Raw genomic sequence first — 19,287 nt, 5'->3', positions numbered from 1 at the left:
ACAGCGGTGGGGTTCGCGGCTTCGTTCGTACGGCGCGCGTGCTCCCGCCGTTCGTCGCCCGTAGGCCAGGGCCGCGCCGAGTGCGGACACCACTGCCCGTGCGGCGTACGCGATCGGCCACCACCGTGCGGTGCGGTCGGCCCAGGCTTCTGGGCTACTTGGACGAGAGACGGGCTAGCGCCTCCGGGGCCTCTTCGACTGTGTCGACCAGGGCGATGCGGGACTCCATCGGGCGGGCCTTCGCCAGGGACTGGAGGAGGGGCCACGTGGGGAGCTTCTCGGTCCAGTGGGCGCGGTTGACGAGGACCATGGGGGTCGGTTCGCCGCGTGACTCATAGTAGTTGGGCGTCGCGTTGTCGAAGATCTCCTGGACCGTGCCGGCCGCGCCGGGGAGGAAGACGACGCCGGCGTTGCAGCGTGCGAGGAGGCCGTCCTCGCGGGTGGCGTTGGCGAAGTACTTGGCGATGTGGCCGGCGAAGGCGTTCGGGGGCTCGTGGCCGTAGAACCAGGTGGGGAGGCCGATGGAGTCGCCTCCGGCCGGCCAGCGGTCGCGTACGTCGAAGGCGGTGCCGGCCCAGTCGGTGATGGAAGGGGTGAACGACGGGACCTTGGCGAGGAGTTCGAGGGCCTCGTCCAGTGCGGCGTCGTTCTGGAAGGGTGCCATGTACGCGCCGAGGTTCGCTGCCTCCATCGCGCCGGGGCCGCCGCCGGTGGCGACGGTCAGGCCGCTGCGGGCGAGTGTACGACCGAGGCGGGCGGCGCCGGCGTAGGCGCTCGTGCCGCGGCCCATGGCGTGGCCGCCCATGACGCCGACGACGCGGGCGCCGGCGAGGTGTTCGTCGAGGGCGTCGGAGACGGCGTCGTCGTGGATGGAGCGGAGCATCGAGGCGAATATGTCGCCGTCGGCCTTGGTGCGCTGGAACCAGGCGTAGGCGAGGGCGTCGGGTGTGGCCTCGTACCCCGCGTCCAGGTGCTCGAAGAGGGCGCCGGGCGTGTAGAGGAGCCCGCGGTAGGGGTCGAAGGGCAGGTCGGGGACGGGCGGGAAGACGAGCGCGCCGTCCGCGCGGACCTTGGCGAGGCCCTCGGGGTGCATGGGGCAGCCGAGGAATACGGCGCCGGCGGTGGCGACGGCGAGGAGGTCGGGCGTACGGGCCGTCAGGTCGACGGCCTGGACGCGGTAGCCGCGGAGCGAGCCGCGCGCGACGGCTTCGTCGAACTCGGCGAGGGTTTCGATCTCGCGATCGTGGGCGGGGTCCTGGGCGTCGTGGTCCGTGAGTTGAGGCACGCGGAAGATGCTAGGGGGTGGGGGGTGCGGTGCGGTGCCCCGGGACAGGCCCCGGAGGAGTGCGCGGGGTGACAGTGGCTTCGGGGTCGGTGCCGCGCTGCGGCGTCTCCTCGGGTGCCGAACGTTCGGGTACTCGGTTTTCTTCGGGGTGGTTGCGTTCGACACCCTGCGGGGAGCGCCCCAGCAAGTCCCCTCCTGGCACCTCGGTCCGCGAAACGGGGCCATCAATGGGCGAGCGAGACCGGTCAGGTCGTCAAGGGGAAGGCCGCCAGGGCTGCCAGGGCGATGGTGACCGGGGTGAAGACCGTGAGGACCGCTGCCGCGCGCAGGGCCGCTGCCGTACGGAGGGTCTGGGCCGGGGTGCCCAGGCCCGCCAGCGCTTCGGTCGTCGCGGTGCGGGACTGTTTCGCCTCCAGGGCCGCTGTCAGGAGCGTGGCGACCGCGCAGCCCATCACCAGCGCCGCGCCCAGGCCGGTCAGCGGGCCGAAGGGGGGCGGGGTGAGGGCGGAGGCGGGGGAGCCGCCGGCCCCGTGCAGGGTTGCCGCCGCGATCGCCGCCGACGCCACCGCGCACACCACGCCCAGCGGCCGGCCGATGCGGCGGGCTTCGGCCATCAGGACCCGGCCCGCCAGGAGCCGCACCGCGCCGGGGCGTACGGCCTGGAGCATGCGTCCCGAGAGGTACGTCAGGCCCGGGCCCGCCAGCGCCAGGCCGAGGGCGGTGAGGGCCCAGCCCGCCAGGACACCGGCCGGCACGGCGTCCAGCCGGCCCGGCAGCGAGAGGGCGGCCCCGGGCGTACCGCGGCTCGCGTACGTCTCGACCGCGAGGCCCACCGCGACCAGCGCCACGCCCCACGGCAGGCTGGTCGGGGCAAGGGGGCCGGAGGGCTGGTCGTCCGGGTGCTTCGGGGTGCGCGGGCGCAGCGCAAGGGCGCTCGCGGCTGCCGCGGCGACCGGCACCACGCTCAGCAGGGTGAGCGCGGCGGCCAGCGGCAACGGCTGCCCCGCGGCCAGCAGCTCCGCCTGCGCGCCGTCGAACGGCAGGCCGGAGAGGTCGCCCCGCAGGTGGAGGAAGAAGAGGAGGGCGAGCGCGCTGCCCAGGGTGCACGAGAGCGCCGTGGACACGGCCGCGAGAGCCGCCAGGCGGACCGGGCCGAGACCCACGGCGGAGAGCCCCGCGCGCGGCGGCTTCGTGCTCGGGTCGGCACGGGCCACCGCCACCGCGAAGTAGACCGTGGCCGCCAGCGGCGGCAAACACCAGAGCAGGCGCCGCACCGAAGCCGCCGACTGCTCGGGGTGGCCCATGGCGTAACCCAGGGTGCACAGGAGCAGGAAACCTACGCCGCCCGACGCCGCCGCGACCAGCAGACGGCGCAGCAGGACCAGCGGGTGGGTGCCGCGGGCTAGACGGAGAGCGAGCACGCGGCCCGGCCTTCCGCGCCGTCGGTGCCGTCCAGCTGTACGGAATTGACGCGGCGCCCGTCGAGCAGCGACACCGTACGGTCCGCGAGCGCCGCCACCTCGGCGTCGTGCGTGGCGAGGAGGACCGTGATGTCGTGCGAGCGGGCGGCGGTGGTGAGCGTACGCAGGACCTGGGCGCGGTCGGTGCGGTGCAGCGACGCCGTCGGCTCGTCCGCGAACAGCACCGAGGGGCCGCCGACCAGCGCTCGCGCGACGGCGACCCGCTGGCGCTGCGACTGCGGGAGCGCGGCCGGGCGCTTACGCGCGACCGTGCCGATGTCGAGCCGCTCCAGCCACTCCATGGCGGCCTTCTTCGCGGCGCGGTGGGAGGCGCCGTGCAGGAGGAGCGGGAGGGCCGCGTTCTCCCAGGCGTTCAGTTCCGGTACGAGCCCCGGTTCGGGGCCGATCCAGCCGAAGCGGTCGCGGCGCAGGCGCTCGCGCAGCGGCGGGCTCATGGTGTGCACGGGCGCGCTGTTGAACCACACCTCGCCCTGCTGGGGGACCAGCTGCCCGGAGAGGCACCGCAGGAGGGTTGTCTTACCGCTGCCGCGCGGACCGCTGACGGCGAGGATCTCGCCTTCGCGCACTCCCAGCGAGACGCCGGTGAGGGCGGGGGATCCGCCGTGGGAGTAGTGCAGGGAGCGTGCCCACAGCACATCGTTGTCGGGCGGGGCCACCATGGCGTACACCTCACGTCGTCTTGAGTGTCACAGCACGTCTGAGTGTCAGCAGATATCCCGTCCCCCGTATGGGGGAACGAAGACGGGGCCGATCGGTCACTGCACCGTAAGGACGCGAGGCGTGGTGGCGTGGCAAGCGCGCGGCCCGGAGGCATCCGTTCTCACTCGAACGGGCGCATCCGGGCCGCGACTGGGTCATACGATCAGAGCAAGCGACAGGCCGGCTCCGGCTCTGGGATCAGAGCTTGGTCCAGGCCTCCGTGAGCACCTGGCGCAGGATCCCCTCGATCTCGTCGAAGGTCTCCTGGTTGGAGATCAGCGGCGGCGCGAGCTGGACGACCGGGTCGCCACGGTCGTCGGCGCGGCAGTACAGACCGTTCTCGAAGAGGGCCTTGGAGAGGAAGCCGTAGAGCACGCGCTCGGTCTCCTCGTCCGTGAAGGACTCCTTGGTGACCTTGTCCTTCACGAGCTCGATGCCGTAGAAGAAGCCGTTGCCGCGTACGTCGCCGACGATCGGCAGGTCGTGCAGCTTCTGCAGCGTGCTGAGGAACGCGCCCTCGGTGTCGAGGACGTGCTGGTTGAGGCCCTCACGCTCGAACAGGTCGAGGTTGGCGATACCGACGGCCGCGGAGACCGGGTGGCCACCGAAGGTGTAGCCGTGCAGGAAGGTGTTGTCACCCTTGTAGAACGGCTCCGCCAGGCGGTCGGAGATGATGCAGGCACCGATCGGGGAGTAGCCCGACGTCATGCCCTTGGCGCAGGTGATCATGTCCGGCACGTAGTCGAACTTGTCACAGGCGAACATCGTGCCGAGGCGGCCGAAGGCGCAGATCGTCTCGTCCGAGACGAGCAGCACGTTGTACTGGTCACAGATCTCGCGGACCCGCTGGAAGTACCCGGGCGGCGGCGGGAAGCAGCCACCGGCGTTCTGCACCGGCTCGAGGAAGACGGCGGCGACCGTCTCGGGGCCCTCGAAGAGGATCTCCTGCTCGATCTGGTCGGCGCACCAGCGGCCGTAGGCCTCCGGGTCGTCACCGAAGATCGGGGCGCGGTAGATGTTGGTGTTGACCACCTTGTGAGCGCCCGGGACGAGCGGCTCGAAGGGGGCCTTCAGGGCCGGCAGGCCGGTGATCGACAGGGCGCCCTGCGGGGTGCCGTGGTAGGCGACCGCACGGGAGATGACCTTGTACTTGGTCGGCTCGCCGGTGAGCTTGAAGTACTGCTTGGCGAGCTTCCAGGCGGTCTCGACGGCCTCGCCACCACCGGTGGTGAAGAAGACCTTGTTGAGGTCGCCGGGCGCGTAGTCGGCGAGGCGCTCGGCCAGCTCTACGGCCTTGGGGTGGGCGTACGACCAGATCGGGAAGAAGGCGAGTTCCTGAGCCTGCTTGTACGCGGTCTCGGCGAGCTCGTGACGGCCGTGGCCGGCGTTCACCACGAACAGGCCGGAGAGGCCGTCGAGGTACTTCTTGCCCTTGTCGTCGTAGATGTAGGTGCCCTCACCACGCACGATGGTGGGCACGGGTGCGTTCTCGTAGGACGACATGCGGGTGAAATGCATCCACAGGTGGTCGTACGCGGTCTTGGAGAGGTCCTGGCTCACGACTATCGGGTTCCCCACATATAGGTCTGCTTCTTCAGCTTGAGGTAGACGAAGCTCTCGGTGGATCGCACGCCGGGGAGCGAACGGATCCTTTTGTTGATCACTTCGAGCAGGTGGTCGTCGTCCTCACAGACGATCTCCACCATGAGGTCGAAGGAGCCCGCGGTCATGACCACGTACTCGCATTCGGCCATGGCTGTCAGCGCTTCGGCGACGGGATCGAGGTCGCCCTCGACATTGATGCCGACCATGGCCTGCCGCCGCAGGCCCACGGTGAGCGGGTCGGTGACGGCGACGATCTGCATGACGCCCTGGTCGAGCAGCTTCTGTACGCGCTGGCGTACCGCCGCTTCGGAAAGGCCCACGGCCTTGCCGATGGAGGCGTAAGGACGACGTCCGTCCTCCTGGAGCTGCTCAATGATCGCCAGAGAGACGGCATCGACCGTTGGAGACGAGCCGTTCCCGGTTCTGGAGTCTGCGCTTCTACTGGCCACGTCTTCACTGTGCACGACGTCTCGCCTGTTCCGCAACCCCAAACCGATGAAATTCGTTGTTTCGGGCATGGGATCTCACTGAATCCGAAGTTCCTGGCGTGCGGGTATGTCGAAAGCGATACCCGAGCGACTAGGGTGGGGATCTCAGTAATCGGACATCTGACAAGGGAAGGGGTCGCTGTGACCACCGAACTGCGCCGCCTGCGCAACTACATCGACGGAGAGTTCCGCGAAGCCGCCGACGGGCGGACCATCGACGTGGTCAACCCGGCCACAGGCGACGTGTACGCCACCTCGCCGCTGTCCGGCCAGGAGGACGTCGACGCCGCCATGGCGGCCGCCGCCGCGGCCTTCCCGGCCTGGCGCGACACCACGCCCTCGGAGCGTCAGAAGGCGCTGCTCAAGATCGCGGACGCTTTCGAGGAGCGGGCGGAGGAGCTGATCGCGGCCGAGTCCGAGAACACCGGCAAGCCGCTCGGCCTCACGCGGACCGAGGAAGTCCCGCCCATGGTCGACCAGATCCGCTTCTTCGCGGGTGCGGCCCGGCTGCTCGAAGGCCGCTCGGCCGGCGAGTACATGGAGGGTCTGACCTCCATCATCCGCCGCGAGCCGGTCGGCGTCTGCGCGCAGGTCGCGCCGTGGAACTACCCGATGATGATGGCCGTCTGGAAGTTCGCCCCGGCGCTCGCCGCAGGCAACACCGTCGTGCTGAAGCCGTCGGACACGACCCCCGCGTCGACCGTCCTCATGGCCGAGATCATCGGTTCCATCGTCCCCAAGGGCGTCTTCAACGTCGTCTGCGGCGACCGTGAGACCGGCCGCGCGATGGTCGAGCACCCGGTACCGGCGATGGCCTCCATCACCGGTTCCGTACGGGCCGGCATGCAGGTCGCCGAGTCCGCCGCCAAGGACGTCAAGCGCGTGCACCTGGAGCTCGGTGGCAAGGCGCCGGTCGTCGTCTTCGCCGACACCGATATCCCCAAGGCTGTCGAGGACATCTCGGTCGCGGGCTTCTTCAACGCCGGCCAGGACTGCACCGCCGCGACGCGCGTGCTCGTACAAGAGTCGATCCACGACGAGTTCGTGACCGCGCTGGCGAAGGCCGCCGCGGAGACGAAGACCGGGCAGCCGGACGACGAGGACGTGCTCTACGGTCCGCTCAACAACGCCAACCAGCTGAAGCAGGTCACCGGCTTCATCGAGCGGCTGCCGGCGCACGCCAAGGTCGAGGCGGGCGGCCAGCGGGTCGGCGACAAGGGCTACTTCTACGCCCCGACCGTCGTCTCCGGCCTCAAGCAGGACGACGAGATCATCCAGAACGAGGTCTTCGGCCCCGTCATCACTGTCCAGTCCTTCACGGACGAGGCGCAGGCCCTGGAGTGGGCCAACGGCGTCGAGTACGCGCTGGCGTCCTCGGTGTGGACGAAGGACCACGCGCGGGCGATGCGCATGTCCAAGAATCTCGACTTCGGCTGTGTATGGATCAACACCCACATCCCGCTGGTCGCGGAGATGCCGCACGGTGGCTTCAAGAAGTCCGGTTACGGCAAGGACCTTTCGGCGTACGGCTTCGAGGACTACACGCGCATCAAGCACGTGATGACCTCGATCGAGGGCTGATCGGAACCGGCTGATCAGGACGCTGTTCCTGGAGGGCGGGCGATAGACAGACTGTCTATTGCCCGCCCTTCGTGCGTGGGACGAGAGTGGGCGACATGAGTGATCTTGGTCGTGTGTCGCGTCGTACGCTGCTCCGCGGAATCCCGGCGGCAGGCGCGCTGGCGGCGCTCGCGGGGTGCGGGGTGCCGGCGGCGTACGTCGAACCGGGGGACAGAGCCGCGGACGACCGCTCCGAGCGCGACCACAGCCTCCAGTTCGCCAACTGGCCGCTCTACATCGACACCGACGACGCGGACGAATCGCGGCGCCCCACGCTCGACGCCTTCACCGAGCGGACCGGCATATCCGTCCGCTACACCGAAGAGATCAACGACAACGACGAGTTCTTCGGGAAGATCAGCCCCGCGCTGATGAACCACCAGGAGACCGGCCGCGACCTGATCGTCATCAGCGACTGGATGGCCGCCCGGTTCGTACGGCTCGGCTGGGTGCAGGAGATGGACCGGGCCAAGCAGCCGAACGTCGCCAAGTACCTCGACCCGCAGCTGCGTACGCCCGCCTTCGACGAGGGGCGGCTGCACTCCGTGCCCTGGCAGTCCGGGATCACCGGCATCGCGTACAACCGCGGGAAGCTGGGCCACGAGATCCGCTCCACCTCCCAGCTGTGGGCCGACGACCTGCGCGGCAAGGTGACCCTCTTCTCGGGGCTCGACGAGAGCTTCGCGCTGCTGATGCAGGGCAACGGCGCGGATGTCACGCGGTGGACCGCCGACGACTTCCACGCGATGTGCGAACAGGTGGAGAAGCTGGTACGGCGGGGGCACGTCAGGCGCTTCACCGGCAACGACTACATCAAGGACCTGGCGAGCGGCGACGTACTGGCGTGCCAGGCGTACTCGGGCGACGTCATCCAGCTCAAGGCCGACAACCCCGACATCGAGTTCGTTGTGCCGGAGGAAGGGGCGGAGCTGTGGGCGGAGAGCCTGATGATCCCCAACCTCGCGCGCCACAAGCGCAACGCGGAGAAGCTCGTCGACCACTACTACGAGCCCGAGGTCGCTGCGGAGCTGGCGGCCTGGGTCAACTACGTCTGCCCGGTGCCGGCGGCGCGCGACATCCTGGCCTCGGCCAAGGACGAGGAGACCGCCGCACTCGCCGAGGACCCGCTGATCTTTCCCGACGACGCCATGCGAAAGCGCCTGGCGATCGCGCGGGACATCACGGCGGACGAGCGCGTGGGGTTCGCGAAAACGTGGAACTCGATCGTGGGGCTCTAGCAGAATCGCGATCATGAGCGATGACCGCGATGGCCTCAACCCCCTGGTGACGTACGGGCTGTTCGCCGCCTGGGCCCTGCACGACGTCGAGGAGCTCGCGACGCTGCCCGCGTGGATGCGCGAGAACGTGCCCCGGCTGCGCAAGCGGTTCCCGCAGGCCCCCGAGCGGATATGGCGCTCCATGGAGTCCGCGGACGAGCGCGAATTCGCCCTCGCCGTCGGTGTGATGGGCACGATCGTCGCCTCGGCCGCCGTCGCCGGGCACCGCTCCGGCGGCCGCTCCGGCTTCTACCAGTCGACGCTGTACGGCTTCGGGCTGCACGGCCTGCTCCACATGGCCCAGGCCGCCGCCGTACGCGGCTACACCCCCGGCGTCGCCACCTCGCCGCTGCTCGTGGTGCCCTTCTCGCTCTGGGCGCGCGGGCGGCTGCGCCGGGCCGGTGTGCTGCGGCCGACGCGAGCGCGGGACGGGGTGCAGGGCTTGGCCCTCGCCGGAGCGGCTACGGCGCTGTCGCACATGGTGGCGCGGCGAGTGCTCGGGACGCGGGGCGCCGGGGCCGGTGTAAAGAGCAGGTAAACGCGGGCGTACGCTGCGGGCATGAACGAGGCGAAAGTCCTTTTGCGGCGCATACGCGTGTGGTTGGTCTTCTTCATCGTCGCTCTCGTGCTGAGCGGTGTGACGGCCTTCCCGCTCGTCACCGAACTCCACTGGCTGGAGAGCCTGCTGAAGTCCTCGGCCTCCCCGGTGGCCGAGTTCTTCCCCGGTCTGATGGAGTGGATCGAGCGCGTACGGACCGGCCTCGACGCCACCGACGCCAAGTACCCCTTCGTGCTGTACGGGACGGACTGGCTGGCCTTCGCGCACCTCGTCATCGCCGTCGCCTTCTACGGCCCGTACCGCGATCCGGTACGCAACATCTGGGTGATCGAGTTCGGGATGATCGCGTGCGCCGGGATCATCCCGCTCGCGCTGATCTGCGGCCCGATCCGGGGCATCCCCTTCTGGTGGTCGGTCATCGACATCTCCTTCGGGGTCTTCGGCATCATCCCGCTGTACGTCGTACGCCGGAAGATCAAGCAGCTGGAGGCGCTCACCGCGCCGGTGCGGTTCGCGGTGCCGGCGGCGGTCTGAGTCAGCGGCGAAGGGCCACCACCGTGCCGCGCGTAATGGCCTCCTTGAAGCGGGCCGAGGTACGGCCGGTCAGGACGGCGCCCACCGGGCTGTCGTCGGCGCGGGTGAACTGGGTGAGGCCGTCGCGGCGGCCAAGGCTGATGTTCTGCCAGACGTAGCGCAGCCGCAGCGGCTTGGGGGTGCGGCCGGTGAGTGCGGCGGTCGCGCTGCCCGCGACGTACATGCCCATCGGCAGTCCGGTCTGGCAGGACATGCGCGATGCGCTGCCGCCGGGATCGTACGCCGCCGCCGCGTCGCCTGCCGCGAAGACCTCCGGGTGGGAGACCGAGCGCAGCGTCCCGTCGACCTTGATCAGACCGCGCGCGTCGACCGCGAAACCGGCCTCGCGCGCCAGATCCGGGACGCGGAAGCCGGCCGCCCAGACCACGGCGTCGGCCGGGATCTCGCCCCCGTCGGCGAGCACGAGGCCGTGCGCGGCGACCTCGTGGACCCGGGCGTACTCGCGCAGCTCGACGCCGCGCAGCTCCAGGGCGCGGCGGAGATAGCGCCGGCCGCGCTCCGAGAGGCCGGGGCCGAGCTCGCCCCCGGTGACCAGCCGCACTGTGAGCCCCGGGTAGGTCTCGGCCAGCTCGGTGGCGGCTTCGATGCCGGTCAGGCCGGCTCCGGCGACGGCGAGCGAGCCCTGCGCGCCGGCCGTGCGCTCGCGCAGGCGCACCGCGTCCTCGTAGGTGGCGACCGCCGTCGCGTGCTCGGCGGCTCCGGGGACGGCGGTGGTGTCGGCGGCGCTGCCCAGGGCGTAGACGAGGGTGTCGTATCCGATGGCGTACGGAGCGGAGTCGACCCGGACCGTACGGGTGTCGGCGTCGATGCCGGTCACCCGGGCGACGACCAGCTCGATGCCCGTACCGGCGAGGAGCCTGCTCAGGGGCAGGTCCCTCAGCCGCTGACCGGCGGCCAGCTGGTGCAGCCGTACCCGCTCGACGAAATGGCCGGCGGCGTTGACCAGCGTGACGCGTGCGCCGCCGCGGCCGCGCAGCTTGCGGGCAGCGCCCTTTGCGGCGGCCAGTCCGGCGTACCCGGCTCCCAGGACCACGATGTGATGTGTCATGCACCCTGAACCGGCGAGCGAGCAGATCCGTGACAGCTCAGCGTGTGAAGCGGATCACGTGAGCTGGGCGGCGGCGAAGGCGAGTTTGCCGGGGCTGATGACCGTACGGACCCCGCTGACCAGGCCGTCGGTGATCTCCGGCACCACGATCGCCAGCAGCGTCTCGTCGGCGAAGACCGCCACGGCGGGCTCGCCGTTCGCCTCGACGGACTCAGCTCTGACGTACGCCGCTTCCGGCCGGGCGCCCAGACCCAGCAGATAACGGAGCACCTTCTCGCGTCCGACGATCGGCCGGCGCGCCGCCGACACCTGACCTCCGCCGTCGGCCCAGGCGACCACGTCGTCGGCGAGCAGCCGCTCAAGCCCGGGCACATCGCCTTCGAGGGTGGCGGCGAAGAAACTCTCGACGATCTCGCGGCGCCGGTCGTCGTCGACGGAGAACCGGCGCCGCGGACGGCCCAGTTGTTCGCGGGCGCGGCGGTGCAGCTGCCGCGAGTGGGCCTCCTCGATGCCGAGGACTTCGGCGGTCTCCCGGTGGCTGTGCCCGAACGCCTCGCGCAGGACGAACACCGCGCGCTCGGCCGGGGTGAGCCGCTCCATCAGCGTGAGCAGCGCGAGCGATACGGACTCACGCTGCTCGGCGGTCTCCAGCGGGCCGAGCGGGGAGCCGCCGGAGCGCGTGAAGACCGGCTCGGGCAGCCAGGGGCCGACGTACAGCTCGCGCTTGGCCCGGGCGGAGGTGAGCTGGTTGAGGCAGAGGTTCGTCATGACCTTCGTCAGCCAGGCGGCGGGCGTGCGGACGGCGCCCCGGTCGGCAGCGCTCCAGCGCAGATACGTGTCCTGTACGACGTCCTCGGCCTCGCTCGCCGAACCGAGCATCCGGTACGCGAGCGAGAAGAGCCGGGGGCGGTGCGTTTCGAACTCTGCGGCGGGCTCCGTGGTCATATCCGCAGCATGCCAGGCGTGTCAGTTGGTGGCGAAGGCGGCGAGGACGATCTTCAGAGCCACCGGATTCATGCCTTCTCCCTTCGCGTCGGTCGCGTTGACCGAGTAGACGAGCGTGCGGGACAGATCACGGGTTCCGCCGATGGCGGTGTTGTAGTCGTACCGGCCGCCCGTCTTGCCCCAGGAGACCGTGCCGTCGGGCAGGACCATGCGGGACATGCCCGCGGTGAACTGGGCGTCCTCGCCGGACTCGGCTCTCCTCCAGCTGCGCCTTCGGCACGACCCGGCCACGGAACAGCGCGTCGGTGAAGCGTTCCAGGTCGGCGGTGGTGGAAATGATGTCGCCCGCTGCCCAGCGGTCGGAGGAGTTCCACTCGGTGACATCGCGGAGCTCAGTGGAGCCGTCGGCCTTCTTGACGGCCTGGTAGCCCCGGTTGTGCGGACCGTGGATCTTCGGGTCGTCGCCGGGGAATGACGTGTGGCGCATCGCGAGTGGCGTGAGGATCCGGTCGCCGACGGCTCGCTCGTACGACGTACCGGTCAGCCTCTCGATCAGGACGCCGAGCACGGTGTAGTTGATGTTGAGGTAGTGCTGTTCGCGGCCGGGCCTGAACTCCGGGCCCTTCGCGGCTGCGTTGGCGATCTGATCGTGCGGGGCGACGGTGTCGAAGCGGTGTGCGTACAGCTCCTCGAAGGTGTCGCCGGGGCCGTCGGCGGGCTGAATCCCGCTGGTGTGATTGAGGAGTTGGCGGACCGTGATGGGTCGGAAGGTGCGCGGCAGGAGGCCGGGGAGGTACTGCTGTACGTGCTTGTTGAGGTTGACCTTCCCCTCGGCGGCGAGCTGGAGGACGACGGCCGCGATGAACACCTTGGTGGTGGACCCGGCCCGGAAGCGGGCGTTCTCGATCGCCTCGCCGCGGGTCGTGAGCCCCCTGCGTGGAGGTTACTGGTACTGGCCCAGCGGAAGGGTGACGTGCACTTCGAAGCCCTTGCCGCCGGGGCCGGGCCCGCTACGGGCCGTGCCGTCGTGGGCCGCCGCTCGCTCGCGGATGCCGATCAGGCCGTGGCCGCCGGAGGGGGCGGTGCCCGTGACCGGGCCGCGTCCGTCGTCGGTGACGGTGATGTCCAGCGCGTCCGGACCGTACGCCAGCCGTACGAAAACCACCCGCGCGGCGGCATGCTTGACGACGTTCGTCAGCGCCTCCTGGACGATGCGGTAGACGGCGGCCCCGGTGTCGAGGGGGAGAGGGACGGCGCGGCCAGTGGTCTCGTAGCCGACGTCCAGGCCGCTGCGCGCCACCCGCTCCACCAGCGCGGGCAGTGCGGCCGGGCCCGGCTGCGGCTCGCGCGGAGCGTCCGTCCGCCCGTCCGCCGGCTCGCCCTCCCGCATGACCCCCAGCATCCTGCGCAGCTGCACCATCGCGTCCCGCCCCGTCTCCGAGATCGAGTCGAACGCCGCCTCCGCCCGCTCGGGCGCGCTGCGCACGGCGACGGGCCCGGCCTCCGCCTGGACGATCATGATGCTGACGGCGTGCGAGGGGATGTCGTGCATCTCCCGCGCGATACGCGCCCGTTCGCGCGCCGTCGCCTGCTCGGCCTCGATCCGGTTCGCTTGCTCCAGCTGCGCCGCGCGGTCCTCCACCGCGGCGGTGTACGCCTGGCGCGTGTGGGTCAGCCGGCCCATGGCGTATGCCGCTGCGAAGACGATCAGCGAGAAGACCAGCTCGCGCGCCTCGCCCGTGTTCAGCGCCACCGAGGGGAAGACGACCGCGAACACCAGCGCTCCGGTGATCTGGCGCTTGGGTGCGGGCGACAGTGCGGCGACGGTGTAGAGCGCGACGAGACCGTTGTACGGAAGGGTCTGTCCAGGGCCGTCGACGGCGAGACCGTAGACACCCTGCGTCACCAGAATCGCGCACAGCACCGCGACCGGTGCCCTGCGCCGCCACACCAGCGGCACCACGGTGAGTGTGGTCAGCAGATAGGCGGTCAGGGTCGCTTCCGGCAGACCAGGGGCTCGCGGGATCACCCAGGGCGTGGTCATCACGGCCTGCACCAGCAGGGCGACCCCGACATCCGTCATCCACGGGTGGGCGCCTCGCAACCGCGAGACAAGAGTGCGTACGACCGCCATCAGGGCTTGCGGGCCACCGCGCCGAACTGAGCCACCTCCGGCGCCCCTTCGCCACCCCGCCAGCGCGCGCACGACACGATGCCGGGCTCCAGGAGCTCCAGGCCCTCGAAGAAGGACGCGAACTCGGCTCGGCCGCGCGCCACGATCGGCGGCGTCGCGTTCTCGTTCCAGAAGCGCATCGCCTCGGCGTTGCCCTCCCCGCCCAGTTCGAGGGTGGGGTGGGTCAGCACGAGGTGGCTGCCGGACGCTACGGCGTCCATCAGTTCCCGTACGACCGACCGCGCCTTTCCGGTGTCCTGTACGAAGTTGAGGATGCCCAGCATCATCACCGCGACCGGCTGCCCCAGGTCCAGCGTCGCCGCCGCGGCGCGCAGTATGTCGCCCGGGGCGTGGGCGTCCGCGTCGATGTACTCGGTGACTCCGCCGGGAGCGCCGGTGAGCAGCGCGCGGGCGTGGGCGAGCACGATCGGGTCGTTGTCGACGTACACCACCCGCGCGTCGGGGGCGATGCGCTGGGCGACCTCATGGGTGTTGTCCGCCGTGGGCAGTCCGGTACCGATGTCCAGGAACTGGTGCGCTCCCGCGTCCGCCGCCAGGTGGCTCACCGACCGCTTCAGGAACTCCCGGTCCGCGCACGCCACTTCACCGATGCTCGGATACATGCCGGTGACCTGGTCGCCGACCGCGCGGTCGACGGGGTAGTTGTCCTTGCCGCCGAGCCAGTAGTTCCAGACGCGGGCGTTGTGCGCGATGTCCGTGCGCATTCTGTCCATCGGGTCATCATGCCGGAGCGCTCAACCGGCCTATGGGCGGGGCTTCTTGGCGGTAGTGGTGGTGAGTGCGTGCAGTACGTCGACGCGGTTCGTGGTGATGGAATCGACGCCGCGGCCGATCAGGCGGCGCATCGTACGACCGGTGTCGGCGGTCCACGCGGAGACCAGCAGCCCGTCCCGGTGCACGCGGTCCGTGAGGTCGCGGCTGACCAGACCGAAGCGGTAGTTGAGCCAGTGGGGCTTCACCGCGTCGAGCAGTGCCGCGCCCGGCGGGGTGAGGGTCGTCCACGTCATGGCGATCTCGGCGCCGGGGTCGGCGGCGCGTACGGCCAGCATGGCGGAGGTGCCCCCGCAGTAGTACGCGCGCTCGCCCGCCCCGCACTCGTGGACGACGCCGACCACGGTGCGTACCGACTCGGGCGTGGCGCCCGGCAGGTCGATCATGACGCGGTGGGAGTCGATGGCGCTCAGCGCCTCGCGGAGAGTGGGGACGCCGCCGTGAGTGAGCTCGCGCAGGTCATGCTCGGTGAGGCGCGCGAGCAGCCGCTCGTGGCCCCAGAGCCGCTTGAGCGAGTCGTCGTGGAGGAGGACGGGGACGCCGTCGCGGGTCAGGCGTACGTCGATCTCCACGGCGTCCGCACCCCGCTCCACCGCTGATCGGAGCGAGGCGAGGGTGTTCTCACGGACTCGGTACGGGTCGCCGCGGTGGGCCACGGCAGTGACGGTGCGCATGGGTATGAGCATGGCCCCATTGTCCGGCGTGCCAAGGCGTTACCGCGCGAGCCAGGCCGCTGTGTACGTGTCGATCTCGGCGGCGATCCTGGCCTTGCCCGCCGGGTCGAGGAAGGACGCCTCCACGGCGTTCTTGGCCAGGTCGGCCACGCCGCGCTCGTCGAGGCCGAGGAGGCGGGCGGCCACGCCGTACTCGCTGTTCAGGTCCGTGCCGAACATCGGCGGGTCGTCGCTGTTGATCGTGACCAGTACGCCCGCCTCCACCATCTCCCTGATCGGGTGCTCGTCCAGCGTGGCCACCGCGCGGGTCGCGATGTTGGACGTCGGGCAGACCTCCAGCGGGATCCGGTGCTCGGCGAGGTGCGCGAGCAGCCGCGGGTCCTGGACGGCGCTGGTGCCGTGGCCGATGCGCTCCGCGCGCAGGTCGTTCAGCGCGTCCCAGATGGTCTCGGGCCCGGTCGTCTCACCGGCATGCGGTACGGAACGCAGCCCGGCCGCGATCGCGCGGTCGAAGTATGGCTTGAACTGCGGGCGCGGTACGCCGATCTCGGGGCCGCCGAGTCCGAACGACACCAGGCCCTCCGGCCGCAGGTCCACAGCCAGCCGTGCCGTCTCCTCCGCCGCCTCCAGCCCGGCCTCGCCCGGGATGTCGAAGCACCAGCGCAGCACGGTGCCGAGCTCGGCCTCCGCCGCCTTGCGGGCGTCCTCGATCGCCTCCATGAAGGCCTCCTCGTCGATGCCGCGACGGGTGGAACTGAACGGCGTGACGGTCAGCTCGGCGTACCGGATGTTCTGCCTGGCCATGTCGCGGGCGACCTCGAAGGTCAGCAGCCGGACGTCCCCCGGGGTGCGGATCAGGTCGACGACGGAGAGGTAGACGTCGACGAAGTGCGCGAAGTCGGTGAACGAGAAGTAGTCCACGAGCGCCTCGGGGTCGGTCGGGACCTTGGAGTCGGGGTGGCGGGCGGCCAGCTCGGCGACGATGCGGGGGGAGGCGGACCCGACGTGGTGCACATGCAGTTCGGCCTTGGGCAGCCCTGCGATGAAGGGGTGCAGATCGGTCATCGGATCCTCCGGTGTACGGGCAGGTGGAGCGGGTTCAGGGATCATCGTAGGCGGGCGGTACGGGGGCGAAGCCAGGCCGTAGCATGGCGGAAATCATGATGGGGGAGCACATGTCAGACAACGTAAACCACCCTTCGGGCCCGCCGCCCGAGCAGTCGCGGGACCCCTGGGCTCCGCCGGACCAGTCGGGTCAGTCGGGCCCGTCCGGCCAGTCGGCGCAGAAGGTGCCGCTGGACAAGCCGCCGGCCGGGCGGCCTCCGGTGCACGACCAGCAGACGGTCACCTCGATGCCGGCCGCGGACCCGGTACCGGGCTTCGGTCCCACTGCTCCCGGGCAGGGCGCGGTGCCGCCGCCTCCGGCCGCACCGGTGGGTCCGGCGCAGACGACCCCCGGTCAGTACGGCTACCCGGCGGCGTACGCGAGCCCGTCGGCCTCGGCTCCGTACAACACCGGCGGCTACCCCGGATATCCCGGGTACGGCGGCGGCCCGGCCGCCTGGACGGGGCAGCATGGTCCGGCGCCGGCGAATGGTTTCGGCATCACCGCGATGGTGCTCGGCATCATCTCCGTGACGTTCTTCTGCGCCTACGGTCTGGGCATCATCCTCGGCATCCTGGCGTTGATCTTCGGCATCCTGGGTCGCAAGCGGGTCGCGCGCGGCGAGGCGACGAACAGTGGCATGGCGCTGGCCGGGATCATCCTCGGGGTCATCGGCTTCGTGCTGAGCGCGGCGTTCATCGGGTTCATCGTCTGGGCGGTTGTCCAGGGGGAGAGCGGGAGCAGCGACCTCGACTCGGAGGAGTACGACCCGTACGCGAACTCGTCACTGGTGATCGACGCCCCCCTCCGCGACTAGCGGTGGATCGGGTCCCCGTTTTTCTTTCCCCGCCCCGCCCCTTCCCGAACTGGGGCGCTGCCCCAGGCCCCGGTCCTCAAACGCCGGACGGGCTGAAGGTGCGCGCACGGAAGATCAAGCCCCTCCGGCGATTGAGGACACGCCCGTAGGGCGTCCGGGGGCCCGGGGGCTTGCCCCCGGTTCGGGAAGGGGCGGGGCGTGGGAGCGCCGCAAGCGCCGGGGGAACCGGCCGCACCGGCGGGACCGGCCGCACCGGCGGGACCGGCCGCACCGGCGGGACCGGCCGCACCGGGGAGACCGGCCGGGCCGGGGGAACCGCCGGAACCGGCCGCACCGGCCTTACCCGCTCCCGCCCACCCGCACCCGCCCTCACCTGGGCTTTCGTCCCGCGCCCCCGCCATGCCACGCCGCTTCGAGCCGCGCCACGGACACTCCGTACCGTATTTCGGTCCCGCCTCGACACATGGTCGACCGATTCCGTCGCGTAACCAAAAGGCAACAACGGAATCCCTTGTTGGTGATGGACCACTCTGCCAGGATCGGCACTCAAATCCAGCTGGAGCTACGGAGTGCGTCATGGTCAACCGCTTCCCGGTGCAGGACCGATTCGCGGACGGTGCGCAGTACATCGGCGGACAGCTGCGCCCAGGCACCTCGGGACGTACCCATGCCGTCGTGGACCCAGCGACCGGCGAGAAGGTCTACGAGTACGAGCTGGCCTCCACCGCTGACGTGGACGCCGCGGTCGCCGCCGCGCGCGACGCGTTCCCCGGGTGGGCCGCCACCACCCCCGGCGAGCGCTCCGACGCGATGCACCGCTTCGCCGCCGTACTCGCCGAGCAGGCCGAGGACTTCGCGTACGTCGAGTCGCTCCAGTGCGGCAAGCCGATCAAGCTGTCCACCGAATTCGACGTGCCGGGCAGCATTGACAACACCGCCTTCTTCGCGGGTGCGGCCCGCCATCTCGAGGGCAAGTCGGCCGGCGAGTACTCCGGCGACCACACCTCGTACGTACGCCGCGAGCCGATCGGTGTCGTAGGGTCCATCGCACCCTGGAACTACCCCCTCCAGATGGCCGCTTGGAAGGTCCTGCCGGCAATCGCCGCAGGCAACACCATTGTTCTGAAGCCCGCCGAGATCACGCCGCTGACGTCCATCATGTTCGCGCAGGCGGCCAAGGAAGCCGGCATCCCGGACGGTGTCGTCAACATCGTCACCGGAGCCGGCAAGGACGCCGGCGAGCACCTCGTCGGGCATCCGGACGTGGTCATGACGTCCTTCACCGGGTCGACCGCCGTCGGCAAGCGCGTCGCCGAGATCGCCACCTCCACCGTCAAGCGCCTCCACCTCGAACTCGGCGGCAAAGCACCCTTCATGGTCTTCGACGACGCCGATCTCGAAGCGGCCGTGAACGGCGCGGTCGCCGGCTCCCTCATCAACACCGGGCAGGACTGCACGGCCGCGACCCGCGCCTACGTCCAGCGCCCGCTGTACGACGCCTTCGTCCAAGGGGTCGCGGAGTTGATGGACAGCGTGCGGCTCGGTGACCCCTTCGACCCGTCCACCGACCTCGGGCCGCTCATCAGCCACGCCCAGCGCGACCGGGTCGCCGGTTTCGTCGAGCGGGCCCGTGCGTACGCCCGCGTCGTGGCTGGCGGCGAAGCGCCCGGCGGGGACCTCGCCAAGGGCGCGTACTACCGGCCCACCCTCGTGGCCGACGCCCCCCAGGACAGCGAGATCGTCCAGGCCGAGATCTTCGGCCCGGTGCTTGTCGTGCTGCCCTTCGACAGCGACGAGGAAGGGATCGCGCTCGCCAACGACACCCCGTACGGACTCGCCGCCTCCGCCTGGACCCGCGACGTGTTCCGCGCGAACCGCGCCACGCGCGAGATCAAGGCGGGCTGCGTGTGGGTGAACGACCACATTCCGATCATCAGCGAGATGCCGCACGGAGGTTACAAGGCCAGTGGGTTCGGCAAGGACATGTCGTCGTACTCCTTCGAGGAGTACACGCAGGTCAAGCACGTGATGTACGACAACACAGCGGTCGCTCGCAAGGACTGGCACCGCACGATCTTCGGGGACCGATAAGCACGCCGCCCGACCAGCGGCCACACCCACCCGA

At 70.5% G+C, this 19,287-nt stretch carries 17 protein-coding genes and 1 pseudogene; 6 read left to right on the top strand and 12 right to left on the bottom strand.

Annotated elements, in window-relative coordinates; genetic code table 11:
* Positions 1–154: 154 nt before the first annotated feature.
* The 5 genes from ABZX79_RS18050 to ABZX79_RS18030 form a co-directional block, all read right to left on the bottom strand.
* Entirely contained in the window at positions 155–1,285 is a 1,131-nt protein-coding gene (locus tag ABZX79_RS18050) for an LOG family protein (protein ID WP_355257968.1), read from the bottom strand.
* A gap of 245 nt (positions 1,286–1,530) precedes the next feature.
* Positions 1,531–2,706, bottom strand: coding sequence for a hypothetical protein (locus ABZX79_RS18045; RefSeq protein ID WP_355257966.1), 1,176 nt, complete (start codon positions 2,704–2,706; stop codon positions 1,531–1,533).
* A complete protein-coding gene (locus ABZX79_RS18040; RefSeq protein ID WP_355257964.1) occupies positions 2,688–3,425 on the bottom strand; it encodes an ATP-binding cassette domain-containing protein in 738 nt (245 codons plus the stop codon). Before ABZX79_RS18040 ends, ABZX79_RS18045 begins: the two co-directional genes overlap by 19 nt.
* 238 nt (positions 3,426–3,663) lie before the next feature.
* On the bottom strand, positions 3,664–5,043 hold the full coding sequence (locus tag ABZX79_RS18035; protein ID WP_355257962.1) for an aspartate aminotransferase family protein: 1,380 nt from the start codon (positions 5,041–5,043) through the stop codon (positions 3,664–3,666).
* The gene (locus ABZX79_RS18030) at positions 5,028–5,534 is read right to left on the bottom strand and encodes an Lrp/AsnC family transcriptional regulator (RefSeq protein ID WP_215133344.1); all 507 of its coding nucleotides are present in this window, start codon (positions 5,532–5,534) and stop codon (positions 5,028–5,030) included. The genes ABZX79_RS18035 and ABZX79_RS18030 overlap by 16 nt, the downstream gene beginning before the upstream one ends.
* A gap of 165 nt (positions 5,535–5,699) precedes the next feature.
* Here ABZX79_RS18030 and ABZX79_RS18025 point away from each other — a divergent pair, with 165 nt between their 5' ends.
* The 4 genes from ABZX79_RS18025 (at position 5,700) to ABZX79_RS18010 (ending at position 9,548) form a co-directional block, all read left to right on the top strand.
* Positions 5,700–7,139, top strand: coding sequence for a gamma-aminobutyraldehyde dehydrogenase (locus tag ABZX79_RS18025; RefSeq protein ID WP_355257958.1), 1,440 nt, complete (start codon positions 5,700–5,702; stop codon positions 7,137–7,139).
* A gap of 113 nt (positions 7,140–7,252) precedes the next feature.
* Complete coding sequence (locus ABZX79_RS18020; protein ID WP_355258288.1) at positions 7,253–8,416, top strand: spermidine/putrescine ABC transporter substrate-binding protein; 1,164 nt, start codon at positions 7,253–7,255, stop codon at positions 8,414–8,416.
* Between the two features lie 13 nt (positions 8,417–8,429).
* A complete protein-coding gene (locus ABZX79_RS18015) occupies positions 8,430–8,993 on the top strand; it encodes an HXXEE domain-containing protein (RefSeq protein ID WP_355257955.1) in 564 nt (187 codons plus the stop codon).
* A gap of 21 nt (positions 8,994–9,014) precedes the next feature.
* Complete coding sequence (locus tag ABZX79_RS18010; RefSeq protein WP_355257953.1) at positions 9,015–9,548, top strand: hypothetical protein; 534 nt, start codon at positions 9,015–9,017, stop codon at positions 9,546–9,548.
* Between the two features lies 1 nt (position 9,549).
* Here the strand turns inward: ABZX79_RS18010 and ABZX79_RS18005 are convergent, their stop codons facing one another.
* From ABZX79_RS18005 to ABZX79_RS17975, 7 genes and pseudogenes are all read right to left on the bottom strand, one after another.
* Positions 9,550–10,656, bottom strand: coding sequence for an FAD-dependent oxidoreductase (locus tag ABZX79_RS18005; protein ID WP_355257950.1), 1,107 nt, complete (start codon positions 10,654–10,656; stop codon positions 9,550–9,552).
* A 54-nt stretch (positions 10,657–10,710) separates the two neighbouring features.
* Entirely contained in the window at positions 10,711–11,601 is an 891-nt protein-coding gene (locus ABZX79_RS18000; protein WP_355257947.1) for an RNA polymerase sigma-70 factor, read from the bottom strand.
* 21 nt (positions 11,602–11,622) lie between these two features.
* Positions 11,623–12,502, bottom strand: a pseudogene (locus ABZX79_RS17995) (serine hydrolase domain-containing protein); the annotation flags it as partial.
* A 42-nt stretch (positions 12,503–12,544) separates the two neighbouring features.
* Positions 12,545–13,684, bottom strand: a complete 1,140-nt coding sequence (locus ABZX79_RS17990; protein WP_355257944.1) for a sensor histidine kinase — start codon at positions 13,682–13,684, stop codon at positions 12,545–12,547.
* 50 nt (positions 13,685–13,734) lie between these two features.
* Entirely contained in the window at positions 13,735–14,508 is a 774-nt protein-coding gene (locus ABZX79_RS17985; protein ID WP_355257941.1) for an SAM-dependent methyltransferase, read from the bottom strand.
* 30 nt (positions 14,509–14,538) lie between these two features.
* Positions 14,539–15,240 (bottom strand): glycerophosphodiester phosphodiesterase, encoded by a 702-nt coding sequence (locus ABZX79_RS17980; RefSeq protein ID WP_355257938.1) that lies wholly within the window; start codon positions 15,238–15,240, stop codon positions 14,539–14,541.
* A 39-nt stretch (positions 15,241–15,279) separates the two neighbouring features.
* The gene (locus tag ABZX79_RS17975) at positions 15,280–16,305 is read right to left on the bottom strand and encodes an adenosine deaminase (protein WP_355257935.1); all 1,026 of its coding nucleotides are present in this window, start codon (positions 16,303–16,305) and stop codon (positions 15,280–15,282) included.
* 110 nt (positions 16,306–16,415) lie between these two features.
* On the opposite strand from ABZX79_RS17975, the gene ABZX79_RS17970 reads away from it, so the two are divergent.
* The gene (locus tag ABZX79_RS17970) at positions 16,416–17,162 is read left to right on the top strand and encodes a DUF4190 domain-containing protein (protein WP_355257932.1); all 747 of its coding nucleotides are present in this window, start codon (positions 16,416–16,418) and stop codon (positions 17,160–17,162) included.
* Positions 17,163–17,738: 576 nt separating this feature from the next.
* A complete protein-coding gene (locus tag ABZX79_RS17965) occupies positions 17,739–19,253 on the top strand; it encodes a gamma-aminobutyraldehyde dehydrogenase (RefSeq protein ID WP_355257929.1) in 1,515 nt (504 codons plus the stop codon).
* The last annotated feature ends 34 nt before the right edge of the window (positions 19,254–19,287 follow it).

This window comes from Streptomyces sp. NPDC002994 (assembly GCF_040611155.1).
Taxonomy (GTDB): Bacteria; Actinomycetota; Actinomycetes; order Streptomycetales; family Streptomycetaceae; genus Streptomyces.
Note: the sequence above shows the minus strand (reverse complement) of the source record. Positions and strands in the feature narration are given on the sequence as shown.